Origin of the sequence: Abyssibacter sp. (assembly GCF_964229365.1) — a bacterium.
Classification (GTDB): domain Bacteria; phylum Pseudomonadota; class Gammaproteobacteria; order Nevskiales; family OUC007; genus Abyssibacter.
Window position 1 is genome coordinate 51,826 of the sequence record NZ_CAXRDQ010000081.1, and the last position, 21,258, is coordinate 73,083.

The window sequence follows — 21,258 nt, forward strand, 5'->3', positions numbered from 1 at the left end:
CCGCCATGGCCGCTGCCGTGCCCGAGCTACAGTTCCACCCCGGCCGCCTGGATGACCCGCGGGTGCAGGCGCTGCTCCGCGAGCACCTGCAATCCGCGGCTAGCCTGTCACCACCAGAGAGCGTGCATGCTCTGGATACCAGTGGCCTGTCGGCCCCCGGCACCTGGTTCTGGAGCCTGTGGGCCGATGACGCAACGCTGGTTGGCATGTGCGCGCTCAAGACGCTGAACACCGCGCATGCGGAGATCAAGTCGATGCGCACCGCCAGCGACTGGCTCAGGCGTGGGGTGGGCGACGCGATGATGCGGCATCTGCTCGGCCAGGCCGAGGTGCTGGCGTTTTCCCGGCTCAGTCTGGAGACCGGGTCAGCGCCGGCCTACGCGCCGGCTCGCAGGCTTTATGCCCGGCATGGTTTTGTAGCTTGCGGCCCGTTTGCCGACTACGTTGCCGACCCGCACAGCCAGTTCATGACGCGACGGCTGGACGCAGCGGGCCCAAGCCTGACGGGCTAGCGGTGATACGGATGGCCACTGACAATCGTCCAGGCACGATAAATCTGTTCGGCGAGCACCACCCGGACCAGAGCATGCGGCAACGTCATTGCGCCCAGTGCCCAGGTGGCATCGGCGCGCGATAGCACGCGAGGGTCCAGGCCGTCCGGGCCGCCGATGATGAAGGCCACATCCCGCCCGCTGTGCAACCAGCTCTCGAAGGATTCGGCCCAGCCCTGGCTGGTCGCCTGCCGCCCGAGTTCGTCCAGCGCGATGACTTGATCACGCTCAGACAGCTTGGCGAGAATGCGTTCGGCCTCGGCCAGCCGGGCCCGCTCGACATCGCCGCCACTGCGGTCACCGGGGTTGATCTCCAGCAACTCCAGCCGGCATTCACGCGGCATGCGCTTGGCGAATTCCTCGTAGCCCGCGTTCACCCACTTGGGCATTCGCTTGCCCACAGCGATCAGGCGGATGCGCATCCAGTAGCCAGGCGCCGGCCGCGATCAGGGCGCGGCGGAGGCGTCCTCGCCCGACGACGCCGACGACGCATCGGGCGGAGCGCTCCAGAGCTTTTCCAGCTGGTAGAACGCACGGCTTTGCGCCGTCATCACGTGGACGACGACATCACCCAGATCGACCAGCACCCATTCGGCCTGGTCCATCCCTTCAATACCCAAGGGCATTCGGCCCGCATGCTTGGCTGCCATGATCACCGCGTTGGCGATGGACTTGACGTGCCGGTTCGATGTGCCGGTGACCAGAACCATGCGGTCGGTCACGGAGGTAAGATCGGCCACCTCAAGCTGACGCATGTCGCGCCCCTTGAGATCGTCGATGGCTTCAGTAGCCAGATTGGTCAGTTCATCAAGCGTCATAGACGGGCGGAGACTGCTCCGAGGTTTGGGCCAGAGCGTGCCAGACGGCGTCAGGCACGAGATAGCGAACACTGCGCCCCTGCACCAGCAGGCGGCGAACTTGGGTGGAGGACACCGCCAGCGGCGTCACATTCGCAGCCAGCAGACGACCATGCAGCGATTGCTGCAAATCTTCGATGCGGTCGGTGCGCATCAATCCCGGCAATGATTCCACCGGGGACGACGGGGTGCCGGGCCGAGGCACGACAACGACATGCGCCAGCTCGCCGATATCCTCCCAGCGAAACCAGGTCACCAGGCCGTCAAAGGCGTCCTGGCCGAGAATGCAGACCAGCGGGCTGTCAGGAAACCGTTCCCGCAGCACCGCCAACGTATCGGCCGTGTATGACGGGCCGTCGCGGTCCAGTTCGATACTGTCGAGGACCAGACCGGGTTCGTCAGCGATCGCGTCGGCGATCCACTGCGCACGCACCGCATTGCTCGCGCGCGGCGCATCGCGATGCGGAGGCACACGATTCGGCACCAGGCGGACATGGTCCAGACCCAGCCGTTCGCGCAATTCCACACAAATTCGCAAATGTCCCAGGTGAACCGGATCGAAGGTTCCACCCAGCATGCCGATCGGGGCGCTCAGTGTGCAGGCCCCAGGGTCAGCATGCCGAGATCAGTGCCGGCAATGACCATCGCCGTAGACCACATATTTTTCGGACGTCAGCCCCTCCAACCCGACCGGGCCGCGCGCATGGATCTTGTCGGTGGAGATGCCGATCTCGGCGCCCAACCCGTACTCGAAACCATCGGCGAAGCGGGTCGAGGCGTTGACCATGACCGAACTCGAATCCACCTCGCGCAGGAAACGCCGCGCCGTGGTCAGGTTCTCGGTGATGATGCTTTCGGTGTGACCGGAGCTGTACCGGGCGATGTGATCCATCGCCGCGTCCACATCTGCGACCACACGAATCGACAGGATCGCGTCGAGATATTCGGTTGCCCAGTCGTCGTCGGTCGCCGGCAACATGTCCTGCACGAGTGCCTGCGTCTGCTCGCAGCCACGCAGCTCAATGCCGGCATCGCGGTAGGCTGCCACCAGCGGCGGCAGCAATTCGGCCGCGCGAGACTCGGCGATCAGCAAGGTCTCCATGGTGTTGCAGGTGCCCAGCCGCTGTGTCTTGGCGTTGACAGCGATAGCCACCGCCTTGGCCGCATCGGCCGCGTCGTCGATGTACACATGACAGATGCCATCCAGATGCTTGATCACCGGCACCCGCGCATGTTCGGCAACAAAGGCGACCAGGCCCTTGCCACCACGGGGCACGATCACGTCCACATAGGCCGGCATGGTCAGCAGCTCGCGTACCGCCGCACGGTCGGTGGTCTGCACAACCTGAACCGCATCGCTGGGCAGGCCTGCCGCTTCCAGCGCTTCGGCGATCACCGTGGCGATGGCGCGGTTGGAATGAATGGCTTCGGAGCCGCCACGCAGGATCACCGCATTGCCGGACTTGAGACAAAGCGCGGCAGCATCCGCCGTCACATTGGGGCGGGATTCGTAGATGATGCCGATCACGCCCAGCGGTACGCGCATCTTGCCGACCTGAATGCCCGAGGGACGGGCCTTGAGGTCGGTGATGGCACCGATGGGATCGGACAGGCCGGCGATCTGGCGCACGCCATCGGCCATGGCCTCGATGCGTGCGTCGGTCAGTTCCAGCCGGTCCAGCAGCGCGGCGTCCAGACCGGCCTCGCGCCCTGCGGTCATGTCCTCGGCATTCGCCGACTTGATGCGTGCACGGCCATCCAGCAGGCGTTCGGCCAGTTCGAGCAAGGCGGCATTCTTCGCACCGGGCTCGGCCACCGCGACCTTGCGCGCTGCCGCACGCGCACGCTCGCCCACACCGCGCATGTAGGCGGCGATGTCCTGGGTCTGCGTGTCGCTAATGGTTGCCGTCATTGTTCGCTCGGGTTCGGTCCGGCCATGGCGTCCTGCACGTCATGGCGCTCATGCATTCAGGGGTTCCAGCCTGGCCGCCGCAGCGGCCATCCAGCCGCGGGCGTCGCGGCCGGCGGCCAGTACCCAGACCAATGTTAGCAAGTCGCCCCAGGGATCATGTTTATCGACGCCCTTGGCGCCGCGATCGGCGCGGCCCGCCAGCGACAGCATCCAGCGCACGGAAGCCGGGGAATGCCGTCGCGCGGCCTGCACCATCAGCGGAATCCGCCGCCGGAACACGCCGATTTGCGCGCAGACCGCTTCGGCATCATGGGCATTGACCACCCGCGCCAGCTTGCGCAATTCGGCCGCCAGAATCGCGACGATCGGAAATGGCTCCAGCCCTTCTTCGCGCAGCCGATCCAGCGTGCGCAGCGCCGCTTCCGGCGGGCCGGCCAGGGCCTTGTCGATCAGATCGAATACGGCAAAACGCGCATGGTCGGCCACGGCGTCGGCCATTAGCTCGACATCAATGCGCCGCCCCGGGTGCAGCAACGCCAGCTTGGCGATGTCCTGGGCGCCGGCCAGCAAGTTGCCTTCGACGCGCTCGGCCAGCAATGCGACGGCATCCGGCTCCGCCTCGATGCCTTCCTGGCGAAGCCGCGCACCGAGCCAGCGATGCAGGTCGCGACCCTTGGGCGTCCAGCCGAAAACCGTCACGCCGACCTTGTCGACCGCCTTGAACCAGGCGCTGTTGCGGCTGCGACTGTCCAGCTCCGCGCAGATGATCAGAATCAACGTGTCCGGTGGCAGCGCCTGCGCGGCATCCTTGATCGCCGCGCCGCCATCGCGCCCCGGCGACCCGGTCGGTAAGTGCAGTTCGATCAGCGTCTTTTCCGCGAACAGTGACATCGCCCGCCCGGCCGCACGCAGCTCCGACCAGTCGAAGCCGCCTTCGGCATGCAGCACGCGCCGATCGGTATAGCCCTGCGCCTTGGCAGCCGCGCGCACCGCATCGGCCGATTCAGTGACCAGCAGCGGCTCTTCGCCCGCGATGACATACATCGGAGCCAGCCCCTGCGACAGGGCTTGCTCAAGCCGATCTGGAGTCAAGTTCATGCTTAAATAATACCTATGACCGCCCGAAGAATGACGATCACCGATCGATGGCTGGCTGCCGCACAGCGCGGGCTGGAGGTTGCGCTGGATTCCGCGCCACCATCGCAGCGCCCCTCACCCACCGCCGCCCAGCCAACGCAGCTGACGGACCTGGACCGCGCACACGCCGCCGGCCTGATGCGCGTCAATCATGCCGGCGAGGTCGCGGCCCAGGCGCTCTACCATGGGCAGGCTTCGGTGGCGACGAATCCCGCCTTGCGCGCCCAGTTGCTGGAGGCCGCCGACGAGGAGCAAGACCACCTGGCGTGGTGCGCGCAGCGATTGGGTGAACTGGACAGCCGACCGAGCCGGCTCGGTCCACTCTGGTATGCCGGCTCCTATGCGATCGGTGTCGCAGCCGGCGCGATCGGCGACCGCATCAGTCTGGGCTTCGTCGCGGAAACGGAACGTCAGGTCGAGGAACACCTGCACAGCCATCTTAGCCAGCTGCCGGAAGGCGATGAGCGCAGCCGCGCGATCGTCGAGCAGATGAAACAGGATGAGGCGAGCCATGGTCAGGCCGCGCGAGACGCCGGTGGCGCAACGTTGCCGCCGCCTGTTCGCTGGGCCATGCGCGGTGTCGCCAAGCTCATGACCACGCTGGCGTACTGGATCTGATCGCCGTCAGCGGCCGGCAAGTGCGGACCTGATCCGCGTCAATGCATCCTGCGGATTGGCGACAGCCAGCAGAATTCCGCCGTCACCCGTGCGAATTTCCAGCACCGGCGTGTTCGCCGGACCCACCACGAACGCACGCCCATAGGCCATGCTGAACCAGCCCAGGTGCACGCCCGGCAACGAGACCCCCTTGAGCCGACGACCAACGACCTGCCCGAGATTGCGCGGCGGATAGTGAATCTGCACGGCATCGAGTTGCAGCGCTGACAACGGCACGTGGTGACGAAACAGTCCGCCGGCGACCAGCCTCAGCGTGCTGCCATCGATTTGCGCCCGGCAGGTCCGTGTCGCTGATAGGCCCAACGCGAACAGGCTGCCGCCCGCCGTGGCCACCAGAATCAGCCCCGCCAGCGGCAAGCCGGTGGCGCGGGCCGCCAGCCAGTAAATCGTCAGCGGCAACACCAGCGTCAGCACCGCCAACCACGCATCCGTGGTCCAGTGCGGACGCGCCAGCATGATGGTCTGCGTCGTGCTCAAGCGTCAGCGCCCATTGACGACCGCGGCTCCAGCGGCCGGATCACTTCGGCATGTTCCGGCCGTAGAAGATCTCTTCAAACTCGTGATGCACCTGGGAACGGATGCGGCGCTGCGACTTGTCGTCCAGGTCTTTGACGCCTTCGCCGAACAGGTAGTCGTCCAGTTCGAACTCCTTCACCCGCATCTTGGTGTGGAACAAGTTCTCCTGGTACACGTTCACGTCGACCATCTGGTAGCGCTGCTTGATATCGCGGTCCAGGAAATTCTGGATGGAATCGATCTTGTGGTCGATGAAGTGCTTGCGTCCACGCACGTTGCGGGTAAATCCGCGCACCCGGTAGTCCATGATCACGATGTCCGACTCGAAGCTGTGAATCAGGTAGTTCAGGGCCTTGAGCGGCGAGATCACGCCACAGGTGGATACGTCGATATCCGCCCGAAACGTCGAGATGCCGTGGTCCGGGTGAGTTTCCGGGTAGGTGTGAACCGTGATGTGGCTCTTGTCGAGATGCGCGACCACCGACTCCTTGTCCGGCCCTCCGATGGGCTCCTCGGAGATCAGCATGGTCACGCTGGCACCCTGCGGTTCGTAATCCTGCCGCGCCACATTGAGGATGTTCGCGCCGATGATGTGCGCGACCTCGGTCAGAATCGCGGTCAGCCGCTCGGCGTTGTAGGCCTCATCGATGTACTCGATGTACTCCTTCTGCTGCGTCGCCGTCCGTGCGTAGCTGACGTCGTAGATATTGAACGACAGGCTCTTGGTCAGGTTGTTGAAACCGTGGAGCTTCAGCTTGCTGCTTGGGGACATGGCGACTCAGCTGCGGAGGGGAGCATCAGATGGAATGCCGGAGCGCGAAGTGAAAACTGACATCCGGCGAGCTCTTGGCGACCGGGTTTTCAGCCACCGCGAAATCCAGCGTTGTGGTGTCGGACAGGCGCAGGACGCCGCCGGTTGTAATGACCAAAGCACCGCGGGCGATCTGGCCGAGCGCGGAATCTTGATACAACGGCGTATGCCCGTAAACCTCCACCTTCGCTTCCAGCCGCTCATGCAGCCTCAGCGCCAGCCCCAGCGACCCCAGGCCGGCCCAGCGCCGTTGCTGTGATGGCAGGAGGTCGCCATCGGCCATCACCAGCGCGCCCACCCCACCGAAAGTGCCCCACCAGGTGCCGGACGGACCGCGGAAATCAACGGTCATGCTACCGCCCATGCCCCCGCTGCCCGTGAGTTTATCGGCCTCCCCCGTTGGCAGCTTGACCGCGACACGCACAACGGTCTTACCAACCGGACGGGCCACGCCGAGCTGCACATCACCCATGCCGCCGGTCGCCTGCTGCAGGTCGATCACGGCCTGACCGTCGCGCTCGTAGCGCACCAGCAGGCGATCGCGGGGCGCCTGATCTCGACCGCCGCCGGGCAGCCCGGTGAAGTCATGCCAGTCGTCGATGAATCCATCCAGGCCACCGCCGGTGTGTGTCACGTAGGGGACATCGGCCTCCAGCAGCCAGCCGCCCAGATTGACAACGCCGCGCAAAGCCACGCGCACCGACTCAGCGTCCAGCAGGATCGATTCGCTACCAGCCGCACCGGGGCTGCCGCTGGTATCGGTCGTGTACTCGCTAGTCCAGTCGACATCCAGGCCCCAGCCGACCGCGCCGGCATCGGGCGCGACGGCGCGCCCGAGTTCCGGCAGGCCATGGACCTGCATCAATAGATGTTGATTGCTGTGTGCGAACCCGACCGGCTCATACCCATGGGCGACGCCCAAAAACACAGACGCCGACACCAGGGTCGGCAGCAGCAGTTGTCGCATTCCTTCGCAACCTCTTGTCAGGCGATGTGCGGCAGCGGTGCAAAGCCACTGCAGCTTGTCGGATCAGGCTGAAGTATACCGGTCCACTTTGCTAGCATGGCCGCCCTTTGCGATTCGACAACCCACCCAGCGGCGGCGCCATGCAACCCACCGAAAATCTCCGCATCGATTCCATACGCCCGGTCGCCACGCCGGCCCTGATCCAGGCCGAACTGCCGTTAACCGAGGCCGCCAGCCAATTGGTCTCGCGGACCCGCGGCGAGGTCCAGCGCGTGCTGTCCGGCGAGGATGATCGCCTGCTGGTCGTCGTCGGCCCCTGCTCCATCCATGATCCCAAGGCCGCGCTGGAATATGCGCAGCGCCTGAAGCCGCTGCGCGAAGCGCTGGCGGACGATCTGCTGATCCTGATGCGGGTGTACTTCGAAAAGCCGCGCACGACCGTCGGCTGGAAAGGTTTGATCAACGACCCCGACCTGGATGAGAGCTACCGCATCAACCACGGCCTGCGCACAGCCCGGCAGTTGCTGATAGAACTCAACGACATGGGCGTGCCGGCCGGCGTGGAGTTTCTGGACATCCTGACCCCGCAGTACGTGGCTGACCTGGTCAGCTGGGGCGCCATCGGCGCACGCACCACCGAATCCCAGGTGCATCGCGAAATGGTCTCCGGCCTGTCCTGCCCGGTCGGTTTCAAGAACGGCACCGACGGCAGCGTCAAGATCGCGGCCGACGCCGTCATGTCGGCCCAGCACCCTCATCATTTCCTGTCCATGACCAAGGAAGGAATGATGGGCATCTTCAACACCAAGGGAAATCCGCATACGCATGTGATCCTGCGTGGCGGCGCCTCCGGTACCAACTACGACGCGGACAGTGTCGAGGCGGCAGCCAAACTCATCACCGAGGCCGGTCTGGAGCCGCGGCTGATGATCGATTTCAGCCACGCCAACAGCCGTAAGCAGCATCGACTCCAGATGGAGGTCGGCCGCGACGTTGGCCGCCAGCTATCCGGCGGCGATGCCCGCATCATGGGGGTGATGATCGAAAGCCATCTGGTTGAGGGCAATCAGAAAATCGGCCCGCGCGAATCCCTGACCTACGGCCAGAGCATCACCGATGCCTGCCTGGGCTGGGACGATAGCGACGGCCTGCTGCGTGAACTGGCGGGGGCCGTGCATGCGCGCCGGTCACGCGGACAGCGCGCCACGGCCTGACGCGGCCACAACACTGACGGGGAAGTGGGGACATGATGCGACGCCAGACATGGATCGGATGGATGCTGGTACTGGCGCTTGCGCCAGCCTGGGCCGACTACGCCGACGAGCGACAGGCACTGCTGGACCGCGAGACCGAGTTGGCCGAGCCCGGCTCCGCGCTGAGCGAAACCGAGCGATTCGAGGCTCTGACCGCGCTGTACTTCGACTGGACCCTGCTGGAAGCACCGGAGTTCGGCACCTACATCGGCAGCCCCAAACACCAGGATCGCTGGACTGATATATCCCGCCTGGCCCAGCGCCGGCGCGAAGCGGATACGCGCCGGGCGCTGGCCATCCTGGAGGGTATCGACCGCGCCGCGCTGAGCGAGGACGACCGCTTCAACTACGACCTTTTCCTCGCCTCGATCCGGCAGGACGTGGACGGCCAACGATTCTTCAACGACGAGATGCCGATCACGCAGCTATCCGGCGTGCATCAGGATGTCGCGCAGATCCTCTCCCTCATGCCGGCGCGTTCCGTGGCTGACTACCGGAACATACTCGCGCGCCTCGACGGCGTGGAACCACTGATCGACGACACGCTGGTCTGGCTGCAGCGGGGGCTCGAAGTCGGTGCGACGCCGCCGAAAGTCACATTGCGCGAGGTGCCACAGCAAATCCTCAACCAGATCCCGGAAACAGCGGCGGACAGCCCGATGCTGGCGCCGTTCCAGCAGATGCCGGGTAGCGTGCCCGCGGACCAGCAGGCGCTGCTGAAGCAGCGGGCCGAGGCCATCTATTCCGGCGAGATCCGGCCGGCCTTTCAGCGACTGCACGAGTTCTTTGCCGAGCTCTACCTGCCCCGCGCGCGCGAAAGCATCGCAATGTCCGCGCTGCCGGACGGCGAAGCCTGGTACGCGTACAACGTCAAGGCGCGAACCACGACCGACCTGACGCCACAGCAGATTCACGACATCGGCCTGGCCGAAGTCCGCCGTATCCGTGGAGAAATGACCGCGGTGATGCGCGAGGCCGGGCACGACGGTGATTTCGCCTCATTCTTCGAGTTCCTGCGCAGCGACCCGCAGTTCTATTTCGACACGCCGGAGGCGTTGCTACGCGCCTACCGTGACATCGCCAAGCGCGCCGATCCGGAGCTGGTAAAGCTGTTCGGCCACCTGCCGCGCACACCCTATGGCGTGGTCGCCGTGCCTGCCTACGCGGAGAAGTCCCAGACGACGGCCTATTACCAGCCGGGCTCGCTGGCCGCCGGCCGGCCGGGCAACTATTTCGCCAACACCTACGCACTGGACACTCGGCCAAGCTGGGAAATGGAAGCGCTGACACTGCACGAGGCCGTACCCGGTCATCACCTGCAGATCGCGATCCAGCAGGAGCTCGGTGAGCTGCCCTGGTACCGCCGCTATGGCTGGGGCTACACGGCCTTCGTCGAAGGCTGGGGGCTTTATGCCGAGAGCCTGGGCGAAGACATGGGCTTCTACGCCGACCCCTATTCCAAGTTCGGCGCGCTCACCTACGAAATGTGGCGAGCGGTGCGTCTCGTGGTCGACACCGGCATGCATGCTCTGGGCTGGTCACGCGAACAGGCAATCCAGTTCTTCAAGGACAACGCCGGCAAGACCGAGCACGACATCGTGGTCGAGATCGACCGCTACATCGTCTGGCCCGGCCAGGCTCTGGCCTACAAGATTGGCCAGCTGCGCATCCAGGCGTTGCGCGACCAAGCACAGGCCGAACTGGGCGAGGATTTCGACATCCGGGCATTTCACGATCGTGTGCTCGGAGCCGGCGCCATGCCGCTAGACCTGCTGGAGGCCCGGATTCAGACCTGGGTTGACGAGCAACGCGCCGAGGACTGAGGGCGCGGCCTGCAAGGCCGGTTTAAGGAAACGCAGGCTTGCGGGAAAACCGGCCCGTTCCATTCGGATTGCGCCCGAAAACAGGCTATGCGGCGTTAGTCGGCGCGTCCATGCGCCTCCCCCTGCGGGCCCGCCTTCGGCGGTTTCTATTCGCTCCCGGCGAATGGGTGCTCGTCGCTTATTTGGAATGACAAAATTTCACTTCTCGCGCCTTGCCTGGCCTGTTTTCAAGCGGCAACTTGGCGGCGGGAATAGATCAGAGTTGCCTTAATGCGAATGGCGTCGGTCATGTCGCTGCGGCAGCCAGGCGGACGTCCGCGCCCATTGACGCCTGGCCCGTAGTCGGGCTCGCCGGATACTCAGACGATTTCGCAGATGAGCCAACGAGAACAAGGCGTGATGACGACTTAGGTACCTCACGCCCGTTGGCGTGGGCGCGATCAGCCAATCTCCCCGCTCCTGCTCGAACGACACCCGAAGCAATCCAGCCGCGCTGAGTTCCTCGATGCACAGTTGCAGATCCATCATCCGCAAGCCGACGCCACTCCATAGTTCGGTGAGACTGGCGTAGCTCAACGCCGTCGACTCCGACAACGGACGCTTTGCCAACACTTCAAATAGCGCGCGACGGCGCACCCGGTGGTCGACGTTCATGCGCGTATTCCCCATTAACGCGATGCGGTAGCAACACCGTATTCGCAAAGCGGTCAACGAACCGTAAATGAATTGGATACACGCGGAACCAGCTCGACAGGCGCTCAACACCGGCCGATTCAAACCAATGGCTGGCGCGATCAACGGGGTGTACACGCGGTGGAAACCACGCTCTGCGACTCGCTAGCGCGCGACGATCACCGGGAACGTTAACTCCAAGGTTTCGCTGATCATGTCCTGCGCCATCTGCGGCATGGGTGAGGCCCGCCAGATGACGTCCTTGGCCGCCTGATCCAGGGCTGCATTACCGGAGCTGCTGACCAGGTCCACACGCATGACCCGGCCCGCCCGGTCGATGGTGAATCGAACATCCAGCACCAGCCGGCGCGCGCCCTCGGGCAGGCGGCCGACAAAGCGGTCATTGCTCTCGAAAATGTGTTCGGCGATCCGCGAAAAGAAATCATTGGCGTTCACCGAATACGCGCCGGGTCGGCCGTTCGGGTCATAACGTGTATCGGCGCGACGCCCACCGACCGTCCGCGGGGCCTGCTGCGGTGTCTGGGCCACCGGCTCGGCGGGCGCCGGGCTGCGCCCACGCGCCTGTAAGTCCTCCGGCGGGCGTTGTGCCACCGGTGGCGGCGGAGGCGGCAGCGCCACCCCACCTTCACGTTGGCCAAAGTGGGACTCCACGCCGGACAAGGCGCGCGAGATCTCTGCATTCCGGTTCGGCGCCTGGCGTCGCGGGGCGCGGTCTGCAGGGTCCGGGCGGAACTCCGGCGTCGGCAGGCGATACTCCACGGGAGGCGAGGTTCGCGGTGCCGGCGCACGCGCCAACTGGTCCAGCGTGTCAGAAAGCGCTCGATCGATGTCCGCACCGGCATCCCGCCGTGGTGGCGGCGGCAGGCGCTGCGGCACCGGTTCCGGCGTCAGGTTCGGCGGCGGAAATTCGTCGCTGGGTCGCGCACGCGCCGTCTCGGATAGCGCCTGCTCAATGGCCAAATCGATATCCGGCGGCTCGGGCCGCGCCTGCTCACGCTCCGCTGGGGGAGGCGGCTCAGCCGGCTTCGCCGCCGGTGTATCCGCCGGCGTGGCTTCGCGGACAGGCGTTTCAGCGCGGGATTGCGGCTCCGCATCGGGTGCGGCGGCCTGCTCGCCCAGTGTCAGTAATGGCTCCAGGGTCAGAGCCGGCTCCGACACCGGCACGACGGCCGGTTCCGGTTCCGGCAGATCCTCGTTCTCTGGTTCCTCGTCCTCCGGCTCCCGCTGTACCAGGCGCACCTGATCCGGCGGGGCCGGACCCGGTTCAGCCGGTTGCGTCCGCGCCGATTCGGACCGCGCAACACCGGCCGAGACACCGCCGGACTCAGCCGGCTGCGACCGCCGGGGGGCTGGCGGGCGTGGCGGTGCCGGGTCGGCAAGCTGCGGCGGTGCAGCGTCCGCTGTGCGCGCCGGCTGGCCGGCGGCCGCGCTCACCGCCGGCTGGGTGAGCGCCTCCAGCCCCAACGACTGCCCGCCAAGCGTGGCAGAGAAATTCGACCGCTTCGCGGGCTTTGGCTGGGGGATGTTGTCGGGCAGCGGCTGATCCGCATCGGGTTCGGCGCCGAGCTGCCAGGCAAAGGCCAGTGAACTGGGCAAGCTGACCGGGACCGGCTTCGGCAGATTGTCGGGGCTTTGCAGATCAAGCGTCACGACGGCACGTTCCCGCCCTTCGTCGCCGCGCGACCATTGCACGGCAATCAGGATCACGTGCAGCAGCAAGGCCACCGCAAATGCTGCGCTCCAATGTCGCCAACCGAGTGTCATGAACTGAGGCTACCGAATTTTCTTTCGGACGAACGACAAACCCCGGCCCGGCATTGCCGGCCCGGGGTGCTCGCACCCTGGTGGGGCAGGCCCTACCAGTAGGTGCCCCGGAATAGATTGGCAAAGATCACGCCTTTCGGGGTGAGCCGGTCGTCATCCTCTTCATCCTTGTCGCCCTTGGCGGCCGACGAAGATGGGAACAAGGCGTAGCCCTGGGACAGGACGAAATCGTTGACCTTGGGCCACAACGCATAAGACAGCTCACCGGCCTGACCCAACGCCGTCTTGATCCGCTTGGGTCGCTCAACAATCGCCTTGACCAGCAGATTGGCTGCCTGATCCGGCGTGTAGGTCGGCACGTAATCGTAGAGCTTGGTCGGCGCGATCATCGGCGTGCGCACCAATGGCATGTAGATGGTCGTCACCTCGATACCGGTGTGCTTGATCTCGGCCGACAGACAGCGGCCGAAGGCATCCAGCGCCGCTTTGGAGGCCACATAGGCCGAAAACCGCGGAACGTTGGTCAGCACGCCGATGGACGACACGTTGATGATCTGACCTTTCTTGCGCCGGGTCATCGACGGCAGCAGCGCGAGGATCAGACGCACGGTGCCGAAATAGTTCAGCTGCATGGTGCGCTGGAAATCATGAAAGCGATCCAGCGACTCGGCCACGCTGCGCCGGATCGAGCGACCGGCGTTGTTGACCAGAATGTCGACATGGTCATGGTCAGCGATGACCTGAGCGGCCATCGCGTCAATGGCGTCGAGATCGTTCAGATCGCAGGGGTACACCCATGCCTGACCACCCAGCCGTTCGATGACCCGCTGCGTCTCTTCCAGTTTCTCCCGCGTGCGGGCCACCAGCAGCACGCGGGCACCCGCCTTGCCGAGCTTGCGCGCCGTGGTGAAGCCGATACCGGACGACGCACCGGTGATCAGCACCGTCTTGCCGCGCACCCGCTTGAGCAGTGATTTGCTCACGCTGATGTCGGTGTCCAGGTGGGTTTCCCAGAACTGCCACAAGGTCTCGGCGTAGGTCGGCAGTGATGGGCACTCGATACCCGAGTCGGCCAGCGCGTGCCGCGTTTGCGCATCATCAAACACCGCGCGGCTGCGAACATAGCCGAACACCGAAATCGGAATACCCAGAGAGCTGGACAGGCCACGTTTGGCCAAATCCAGCCCCGGCAACTTGCCAATCCGATCGGCAATCGCACCCGGCATGGCCGGCAGGCCCTTCGCGTCGACGGTGAAGGCCATCTCCGGCCCATGTGCGGCACTGAAGAAGGCGGACATGACATCGGCCACGCCGGGCGATGGCGTCTCGACCAGATGGAACACCTGCCCGTCCAGGCCGTCCTTGTGTGCCAGGTAGACCATGGCGTTCACGACATAGTCCACCGGCGCCAGCGGCATCTTGCCGCCGTCCAGGCCCAGCAACGGGATCCACTTGGGAATGTGATCGCGGATCTGCTGAATGGCCTTGAAGAAGTAGTACGGGCCATCGATCTTGTCGATCTCGCCGGTCTGCGAGTGGCCCAGCACCATGCCGGGGCGGTAGATGCGAATCGGCACCTGCGCCTCGTCCCGCACGATGCCTTCGGACTGGAACTTGGTGCGGAAATACGGGTGATTCAGCGATTGCCCTTCATCGAACATCGACTCGGTGAATGTGCCGCTGAAATCACCGCCGGCCACCGCTACCGAACTGACGTGATGCAGCGTGGGCGTGCGCTCCTTGCTGACGAGATCGTTGACCAGCTGAACAACGTTGCGCGTCCCGGCATTGTTGATGCGGTCGGCGACCTCGTCGTCCATGTTCATGTCGTAAATGGCAGCAAGGTGAAACACATGGTCGATCTTGCCGACCAGCGCCGCTCGGGCCTTGGCGTTGCCAATCACGGCCGGCTCGGCGATGTCACCCCAGACCGGCTTGAGCTGCTTGCCCAGATCGCCCAGGCGCTCCTTGAGGCCCTCGAACTTGTCGGCCGACTGCTCACGCACCAGCACGTGAACGGTGCCGCGCTCGGCCAGCGACTCGACGAGGAATCGTCCGATGAACCCCGTTGCCCCAGTGACCAGATAATTCATGCGCATTGTCTCCTTGCCGGCAGTTCTGATGCTGTCTTGACCCGAGGCAAACGCTGCGCCGCCCAGCCCGACAACAATGTGATGGCCCGGTGATTATCAACGTCCGCGCCGGGCAATTCCATCGCCCGAGGTCGGATCGGTCAAATGCCGATCCCGTGCTAGCCTCGCGTGACACGCGCAAGCGAGCGCGCGCCGCGGACCGTTAGGAGCAGGTCAATGCCCGAAGTCGAATCAGGATCAGTGGCGGTACTGGGTGCCACCGGCGCCGTCGGCCGGGCCGTCTGTCGTCAACTGGCAACGCTGGGCAGTCCTGGTCACGCAATCGTGCGGCGCCCAACCGAAGCGGTGGAAGGCTTTCCGGCGCGTGTCGTCGACTTCGCCCGCGCCGTCGATCTCACCGACGCGCTGCGCGTGACCCGCGTGATCTGCTGCCTGGGCACAACCCAGGCCAAGGCCGGGCGCGATGGTCTGCGCGCGGTGGATCGCGATCTGGTCCTGCACTGCGCTGAACGGGCTTCTCGCGCCGGCGCCGAGGTGTTCACCGTGGTCTCGGCGGTGGGTGCCAGCCGGCGATCGCTCAGCTTCTACAGTCGGGTGAAGGGCGAGATGGAAAACGGGCTGAGCCGCATCCGCCTGGATACGGTGCACATCGTCCGGCCATCGCTGCTACTCGGCGACCGCGACGAAACCCGCCCCGCCGAGGCCGTCAGCCAGCTTATCGCGCCGCTGATCAACCCTGTACTGCCGCTGCGGTATCGCGCGATTTCCGTCGATGCGGTCGCCCGTGCGCTCATCCAGCTCTCGGGACCATCCACGCCCGGCGTCTGGTTGCACGAACTGCCTCTGGGCGGGCGTCGCTCTCGGCGGCTGGACGCCTGACCAACGCCGCTTGGCGTTCAGGCGGCGGCCGGCTGCTCGGCCAGCGCACGAATGCGCTCGACCATGGCGTAAAACCCGTTGCGCCGGTTCATCGACAAGTGACTCTCCAGCCCGAGCCGGCCGAACAAGGCTTTGATGTCGGTTTGGCGGATCTGCTCGGCGGTCTTGTCGGAATAGGCCATGAACAGCAGCGCGATCAATCCCTTGACAATGTGCGCGTCGGAATCGCCGCGAAAGTGCAGCTTTGGCGGCGACTCGGCGCTAATCTCGTGTGTGAGCCACACCTGGCTCATGCAGCCACGCACGCGAGTCTGTTCGGTTTTTTCGGCCTCGGGCATCGGTTCGAGCTGCCGCCCGAGATCGATGAGATAGCGGTAGCGCTCTTCCCAGGGGCCAAGCAATTCGAAGTTGTCTGCGAGGGTTTCGATATCCATGCCGCAAGTTTATGGAAGCTCCGGGCGAATCGCACGGCCGGGCGGACGTCTGCCGGCGCTGAAGAACACCGTTGAGGAACCCTGATCGATTCTGACGGTCGGCCATGAGGGCGGTTGTTCACCACCCAAGTGAAGTGATCGGGCCGTGCTAGGTTTTTTTTCAAGATCAACAGGAGCGACATCTATGCGCCGACAGGCAGCAAGGAAGCAATGGGCAACGAGGCTGGTGGTAGCGTTCGGCGTCGCGGTCAGCCCGGCCATCGCGCAGGAAACAGCGCCGCTGCAGACCACGCCGCTGGACAATGCAGAGCTGCGGGTTGGCGTGAAACAAGCCCCGCCCTTCGTCGTCAAGCAGGGCGACGGCCAGTGGTCCGGGCTCGCGGTCGACCTGTGGCGGCGCATGGCTTCGCTGACACAGCTGGACTACGTGCTGGTCGAGCAGCCTTCGGCCGGCGCGCTGGTCGAGGCGGCGGAATCCGGCCGCATTGATGTCGGCATCGGTGCGATCACCGTCACGGCAGATCGCGAGCGCCGCATCGACTTCACCCTGCCCTACTTCAACGCCGGTCTCGGCATCGCCACGCAACGCGCGGAAGGCGGCCTGCTGACCACCTTGAAGCGACTGGTGTCGTGGCAGTTCCTGTCCGCGGTCGCGGTGCTGGGCCTGGTGCTGCTGCTGGTGGGGCTGCTGATCTGGGTGCTGGAGCGACGGCGCAACGCCGAGCAATTCGGCGGGCCGGCCAGCCAGGGCATCGGCAACGGCTTCTGGTGGTCGGCCGTCACGATGACCACGGTGGGCTACGGCGACAAGGCGCCGATCACCCCGGCCGGGCGCTTTGTCGCACTGATCTGGATGTTTGTCAGCGTGATTACGGTATCCGGCTTCACCGCCGCCATTGCCTCGGCGTTCACGGTCGATCAGCTGGCGAGCCGCGTGCAGGGACCGTCCGATCTGCCCAAGGTCCAGGTGGGTGCGCTGGCAGACTCGGCCTCCATCGACTATCTCGCCGAGCTGGGCGTGCGGCCTGCCACCTTCTCCAGCATCGACGCAGCCGTCTCCGCGTTGAACGATGGCGACATCGACGCGGTGGTTCACGACTCGCCGATCCTGCGCGCCACGCTCAACGCTGGTGGCTATTCGGATCTGCTCGTGCTGGACCGGTTGTTACGTCCCGAGGACTACGCCTTTGTCGTGGCCCAGGGCTCACCCCTGCGCGAGCAACTCAACCCGGCATTGCTGGAAGTGCTGCAAAGCGATGACTGGCCCGGTCTGCAAGCGCGTCATATCGGCCCCTGAGGCCTGACCCGAGCCTACATGCCGAGCATGTCCAGTACGCCGACGGCGATCAGGTAAATCGCGACGATGTAGTTGAGCAGGCGCGGTACCAGCAGTATCGCCACGCCGGCGGCAATGGAGATCAGCGGAATCAGTTCGATGTGAATGGTCATGTCTCGTCCTTGTAAGCAATCCGGTGCCGGACGGTTAGCGCTTCTTGCCGAATACGGCGAGCAGCAAGCCCAGCGTGGCGCTGGCGACACCGCCGATGAAGTACCAGGTCGTCGCGTCCGAGTAGCGACCGGTTAGCGATTCCGACAATTCCTCGGTCAAGGATTGTGACGCGTTGTAGCCCAGTGCGATGAGACTGATGCCGACGACCAGCGCGACGATGCCAACGATGCGAACGGGGTGCATCCTGCTCTCCCTTCAGGAAATACTGTGATCGCCAAGCCTAACCGAGTCGGTGGAACGGCTGCGAGCAGGGCATCACAGCTTGAGCGACCCCGCCAGCCGTTGCAGGCGCTCCGCGCGCTCGGCCGACACCTCCGGGTAGTCCGGGTCCATGGCCTCCAGCGTCTGGCGAATGGTTCTGGCGACGATCAGCCGCGCCGTCGGCTTGTGGTCGGCCGGGATCACATACCACGGCGCCCAGGCGGCATGCGTGGCTCGGATCGCGGCCTGGTAGGCCACCATGTAATCGTCCCAGTGCTCGCGCTCGCGCACGTCCGCCTCATCGAACTTCCAGTGCTTGTCCGGGCGTTGCAGCCGGCGCAGAAACCGCCGCTTCTGCTCGCCCTGTGACAGGTTGAGCCAGAACTTCAGCACCACGGTGCGGTTGAAGGCCAGATGCCGTTCATGCGCCGCAATGGAACGCAGCCGTTCGTCCCAGAAGGCGGTGTCCTGCGGCAGGCCCGTGCGCTCCGGGTGCACGCGGGCAATCAGCACATCCTCGTAGTGGCTGCGGTTGAACACGCCGATGTGTCCGACCGCCGGCAGGGCGCGCACCGCACGCCACAGAAAATCATGGTCGCGCTCGCGATGGGTCGGCGCCTTGAACGAGGTCACCTGCACGCCGGAGGGATTCACCCCGGAAAACACCGCGCGGATCGTGCTGTCCTTGCCGCCGGCATCCATGGCCTGAAACACCACGAGCAAGGCCTGCCCCGCCTCGGCGTACAGGCGGCGCTGCAGGTCGTGGATGGCGTCGACCTGGTCCGCCAGCCGGTCCTTCAATTCAGACTTGTCCGGCCCATCATCAGCCGGGGCCGTGGCCCAGTCGCAAACGTCGAAGCCCGGCGCGTCGTCGACACGAAACGGGCTGGCCGGAAAGTCGGTGAACGGCCGGGACGGCGTGTCGCTGCTGCTGGCGTCGCCCGGCATCGGCTCAGGCGCGGTTGTAGTCGTCCTGGAAGCGGACGATGTCGTCCTCGCCCAGGTAGCTGCCCGACTGCACCTCAATCAGTTCCAGCGGAATCACGCCGGGATTCTCGAGCCGGTGCGTGGTGCCCAGCGGAATATAGGTGGACTGGTCTTCGGTCAGAGTCAGGGTCTCGTCGCCCTTGGTCACGATCGCCGTGCCCTGCACCACAATCCAGTGCTCCGCGCGGTGGTGATGCATCTGCAGCGACAGCTTGCACTTGGGCTTGACCACAATCCGCTTGACCTGAAAACGCGCACCCAGGGCAATGGTCTCGTAGCTGCCCCAGGGCCGATAGACGATGGCGTGGTGCAACGCCTCGCTGCGCTTGGCCGCCTTGAGCTGCCCGACGATGGCCTTGACGTCCTGCACCCGGTCCCGGCTGGCGACCAGCACGGCATCGGTGGTGTCGACGATCACCGTGTTGTCCAGGCCCACCGTGGCGACCAGGCGCCCGTCGTTGGAGCGCACGAAGGTGTTGGTCGTGTCATGGGTGAGCACATCGCCCTGCAGCACGTTGCCCTCGCCGTCTGGCGTGTTCACCGTGCCCATGTACGTCCAGGAGCCCACGTCGTCCCAGCCCACGCTCAGCGGCACGACAGCGGCGCGCGCGGTCTTTTCCATCACCGCGTAATCGATGGAGTCCTCCGGCGACTTGGCGAATGCCGTCTTGTCCAGCCGCAGAAAGTCCAGATCCTCCTGGCCCTGGCTCACGGCGGCCATGGCCGCGTCGAGAATGTCCGGCGCCTGTTCGCGCATCTCGTCGAGCAGCGTGCCGGCCTGGAAGACGAACATGCCGCTGTTCCACAGGAAGTCACCGCTGGCGATGTACTGCTCGGCGGTCTCGGTGTCGGGCTTCTCGCGGAAGGTCTTGACGGTGAAGCCGTCGCCCACGGGATCACCGGTCTGGATATAGCCATAGCCGGTTTCCGGCCGGGTCGGGGTCACCCCGAAGGTCACCAGATGGCCTTCGGCGGCCAGCGCCGCAGCGGTCTCGGCCGTCCTGGCAAAACCCGCGGTGTCGGTGATCACATGATCTGCCGCCATCAGGATCAGCACGGCATCACGGCCGTAGCGTTCGGCCACCAGCGTCGCCGCCACGGCGGCGGCCGGCGCGGTATTGCGCCCGACCGGTTCCAGCACGATGGTGGCTTCGGTTTCGCCCGTCTGCTGCAACTGCTCGGCAACGATGAAGCGATGATCTTCGCCGCAGATCACCATCGGCGGCTGCACGTCCGGCAGCGCCGCGCCACGCTCCACGGTGGCCTGCAACATGGTCTGGTCACCGGCCAGCTTCAGAAACTGCTTGGGAAACAGCCCGCGGGACATGGGCCAGAGTCGGGTGCCGGAACCGCCGGCCAGCAGGACGGGAACGATCATGTCTTTCCTTAAAGGTGGTTTTGTTGTGTGAGCGATATGAGCTCGCGTCAGCATAGTACCGCGACCCGCCGCCCGTTTTGCAGCCCGTCAAAGACGCCCAGCAAGCCGCCTGCTCAAACCGCAGAACCTGGAGCGGGCGCACGGTGAAGCGCGGGTGAAATCAAGCTGCGCATGTTGCACTGCGACGGGGGTGTCATGAGCAGTTTGCGAATGCGCAATTCGGGGGGTAGCCGACGACCGGTCAATGCAGTTATGCACCGATTCTTCAATCCGCAGTAAACGCTTGCACGTCAAGGAATTGAAGGGGTTCACCCACGGTTTATCCACAGGCTTGTTCGCGCACGAACACTACATCTAGTGGTCCAAGCTGCTGTCAACCACAATATTTGGGGTTGACGCGTCTTGTAGATGAATTAAGTTCCAACGCGTCGGGACCTTCGGACGGGTCCCTAGCCGCAGCCCCAGGGGGACACCCAATGCAAACCGAGGCATCCAACCTCTCCAAAGACACAACGCCGCGCGCGCCAGCCGCTGCGCGCGAAACCCAGACCAGCCAGCCGGAACTGAGCGCCACCGCGCCGGGCAGCTATAAGGTCATCCGCCGCAACGGCAAGGTCACGCCGTTTGACGCCAGCAAGGTCGAAGTGGCGCTGACCAAGGCGTTCCTGGCCGTGGAAGGTGGTGGCGCTGCCGCCAGCGCCCGCGTGCACGAAAAGGTGCGCAGCCTGGCCCAGCAGGTCGCCCAGGCCGTGACCCGCAATCTCAGCGGCGGCGGCACGGTGCATATCGAAGACATCCAGGACCAGGTCGAGCT

Annotated in this window: 23 protein-coding genes; 7 read left to right on the top strand and 16 right to left on the bottom strand. The window is 65.1% G+C overall.

The genetic code is table 11. The features are described 5' to 3' along the window. Window positions 1-5: 5 nt before the first annotated feature. Entirely contained in the window at window positions 6-512 is a 507-nt protein-coding gene (locus ACE1EY_RS13840) for a GNAT family N-acetyltransferase (protein WP_291513743.1), read from the top strand. Here ACE1EY_RS13840 and rlmH read toward each other — a convergent pair. Genes rlmH through holA form a run of 5 tightly spaced genes read right to left on the bottom strand, consistent with a single transcriptional unit; the run spans window position 509 to window position 4,418 of the window. After that, entirely contained in the window at window positions 509-973 is a 465-nt protein-coding gene (rlmH, locus tag ACE1EY_RS13845; protein WP_291513742.1) for a 23S rRNA (pseudouridine(1915)-N(3))-methyltransferase RlmH, read from the bottom strand. The two genes, ACE1EY_RS13840 and rlmH, sit on opposite strands and share 4 nt — an antisense overlap. Window positions 974-997: 24 nt before the next feature. Beyond that, window positions 998-1,369, bottom strand: coding sequence for a ribosome silencing factor (gene rsfS / locus ACE1EY_RS13850; protein WP_291513741.1), 372 nt, complete (start codon window positions 1,367-1,369; stop codon window positions 998-1,000). Beyond that, a complete protein-coding gene (gene nadD / locus ACE1EY_RS13855) occupies window positions 1,359-1,985 on the bottom strand; it encodes a nicotinate-nucleotide adenylyltransferase (protein ID WP_291513740.1) in 627 nt (208 codons plus the stop codon). Before nadD ends, rsfS begins: the two co-directional genes overlap by 11 nt. A 48-nt stretch (window positions 1,986-2,033) precedes the next feature. Beyond that, on the bottom strand, window positions 2,034-3,320 hold the full coding sequence (locus tag ACE1EY_RS13860) for a glutamate-5-semialdehyde dehydrogenase (protein WP_291513739.1): 1,287 nt from the start codon (window positions 3,318-3,320) through the stop codon (window positions 2,034-2,036). Between the two features lie 48 nt (window positions 3,321-3,368). Next, window positions 3,369-4,418 (bottom strand): DNA polymerase III subunit delta, encoded by a 1,050-nt coding sequence (holA, locus tag ACE1EY_RS13865; protein ID WP_291513738.1) that lies wholly within the window; start codon window positions 4,416-4,418, stop codon window positions 3,369-3,371. A 15-nt stretch (window positions 4,419-4,433) separates the two neighbouring features. Between holA and coq7 the strand changes: the two genes are divergently transcribed. Beyond that, window positions 4,434-5,075 carry a 2-polyprenyl-3-methyl-6-methoxy-1,4-benzoquinone monooxygenase gene (gene coq7, locus ACE1EY_RS13870; RefSeq protein WP_291513737.1) on the top strand — a complete coding sequence of 214 codons (642 nt, stop codon included), beginning with the start codon at window positions 4,434-4,436 and terminating at the stop codon, window positions 5,073-5,075. 6 nt (window positions 5,076-5,081) lie between these two features. Here the strand turns inward: coq7 and ACE1EY_RS13875 are convergent, their stop codons facing one another. The 3 genes from ACE1EY_RS13875 to ACE1EY_RS13885 are packed head-to-tail and all read right to left on the bottom strand — an operon-like array spanning window position 5,082 to window position 7,429. After that, the gene (locus ACE1EY_RS13875; protein ID WP_291513736.1) at window positions 5,082-5,612 is read right to left on the bottom strand and encodes a hypothetical protein; all 531 of its coding nucleotides are present in this window, start codon (window positions 5,610-5,612) and stop codon (window positions 5,082-5,084) included. A gap of 40 nt (window positions 5,613-5,652) precedes the next feature. After that, complete coding sequence (speD, locus tag ACE1EY_RS13880) at window positions 5,653-6,423, bottom strand: adenosylmethionine decarboxylase (RefSeq protein ID WP_291513735.1); 771 nt, start codon at window positions 6,421-6,423, stop codon at window positions 5,653-5,655. 25 nt (window positions 6,424-6,448) lie between these two features. After that, the gene (locus ACE1EY_RS13885; protein ID WP_291513734.1) at window positions 6,449-7,429 is read right to left on the bottom strand and encodes a DUF3187 family protein; all 981 of its coding nucleotides are present in this window, start codon (window positions 7,427-7,429) and stop codon (window positions 6,449-6,451) included. 140 nt (window positions 7,430-7,569) lie between these two features. Between ACE1EY_RS13885 and ACE1EY_RS13890 the strand changes: the two genes are divergently transcribed. After that, on the top strand, window positions 7,570-8,643 hold the full coding sequence (locus tag ACE1EY_RS13890) for a 3-deoxy-7-phosphoheptulonate synthase (protein WP_291513733.1): 1,074 nt from the start codon (window positions 7,570-7,572) through the stop codon (window positions 8,641-8,643). 32 nt (window positions 8,644-8,675) lie between these two features. Then, window positions 8,676-10,505, top strand: coding sequence for a DUF885 family protein (locus ACE1EY_RS13895; protein ID WP_370300444.1), 1,830 nt, complete (start codon window positions 8,676-8,678; stop codon window positions 10,503-10,505). A 267-nt stretch (window positions 10,506-10,772) separates the two neighbouring features. Here ACE1EY_RS13895 and ACE1EY_RS13900 read toward each other — a convergent pair whose 3' ends face one another. From ACE1EY_RS13900 to ACE1EY_RS13910, 3 genes are all read right to left on the bottom strand, one after another. Beyond that, entirely contained in the window at window positions 10,773-11,159 is a 387-nt protein-coding gene (locus ACE1EY_RS13900) for a hypothetical protein (RefSeq protein ID WP_291514147.1), read from the bottom strand. Window positions 11,160-11,342: 183 nt separating this feature from the next. After that, window positions 11,343-12,962, bottom strand: a complete 1,620-nt coding sequence (locus ACE1EY_RS13905) for a TonB family protein (RefSeq protein ID WP_370300445.1) — start codon at window positions 12,960-12,962, stop codon at window positions 11,343-11,345. Between the two features lie 92 nt (window positions 12,963-13,054). Then, window positions 13,055-15,055: an SDR family oxidoreductase gene (locus ACE1EY_RS13910; protein ID WP_291514145.1), complete on the bottom strand. Its 2,001-nt coding sequence runs from the start codon at window positions 15,053-15,055 to the stop codon at window positions 13,055-13,057. A 216-nt stretch (window positions 15,056-15,271) separates the two neighbouring features. Between ACE1EY_RS13910 and ACE1EY_RS13915 the strand changes: the two genes are divergently transcribed. Continuing rightward, window positions 15,272-15,934: an NAD(P)H-binding protein gene (locus ACE1EY_RS13915; RefSeq protein ID WP_291514144.1), complete on the top strand. Its 663-nt coding sequence runs from the start codon at window positions 15,272-15,274 to the stop codon at window positions 15,932-15,934. Between the two features lie 17 nt (window positions 15,935-15,951). On the opposite strand, the gene ACE1EY_RS13920 is transcribed toward ACE1EY_RS13915, so the two are convergent. Then, window positions 15,952-16,368, bottom strand: a complete 417-nt coding sequence (locus ACE1EY_RS13920) for a SufE family protein (RefSeq protein WP_291514143.1) — start codon at window positions 16,366-16,368, stop codon at window positions 15,952-15,954. 184 nt (window positions 16,369-16,552) lie between these two features. Here ACE1EY_RS13920 and ACE1EY_RS13925 point away from each other — a divergent pair, with 184 nt between their 5' ends. Then, window positions 16,553-17,665 carry a transporter substrate-binding domain-containing protein gene (locus tag ACE1EY_RS13925; RefSeq protein ID WP_370300447.1) on the top strand — a complete coding sequence of 371 codons (1,113 nt, stop codon included), beginning with the start codon at window positions 16,553-16,555 and terminating at the stop codon, window positions 17,663-17,665. A gap of 14 nt (window positions 17,666-17,679) precedes the next feature. Here the strand turns inward: ACE1EY_RS13925 and ACE1EY_RS13930 are convergent, their stop codons facing one another. The 4 genes from ACE1EY_RS13930 to ACE1EY_RS13945 all read right to left on the bottom strand — a co-directional run bounded on the left by ACE1EY_RS13930 (window position 17,680) and on the right by ACE1EY_RS13945 (window position 20,444). Beyond that, entirely contained in the window at window positions 17,680-17,817 is a 138-nt protein-coding gene (locus ACE1EY_RS13930) for a DUF3096 domain-containing protein (RefSeq protein ID WP_291514141.1), read from the bottom strand. Window positions 17,818-17,851: 34 nt separating this feature from the next. Continuing rightward, window positions 17,852-18,061 (bottom strand): DUF3185 family protein, encoded by a 210-nt coding sequence (locus tag ACE1EY_RS13935; RefSeq protein ID WP_291514140.1) that lies wholly within the window; start codon window positions 18,059-18,061, stop codon window positions 17,852-17,854. Window positions 18,062-18,133: 72 nt separating this feature from the next. Next, on the bottom strand, window positions 18,134-19,027 hold the full coding sequence (locus tag ACE1EY_RS13940; protein ID WP_370300448.1) for a PPK2 family polyphosphate kinase: 894 nt from the start codon (window positions 19,025-19,027) through the stop codon (window positions 18,134-18,136). Between the two features lie 4 nt (window positions 19,028-19,031). Next, complete coding sequence (locus ACE1EY_RS13945; protein ID WP_370300449.1) at window positions 19,032-20,444, bottom strand: mannose-1-phosphate guanylyltransferase/mannose-6-phosphate isomerase; 1,413 nt, start codon at window positions 20,442-20,444, stop codon at window positions 19,032-19,034. 476 nt (window positions 20,445-20,920) lie between these two features. Here ACE1EY_RS13945 and ACE1EY_RS13950 point away from each other — a divergent pair. Continuing rightward, window positions 20,921-21,258 (top strand): ATP cone domain-containing protein (locus tag ACE1EY_RS13950; protein ID WP_370300450.1); only part of this gene is annotated, 338 nt, incomplete at its 3' end.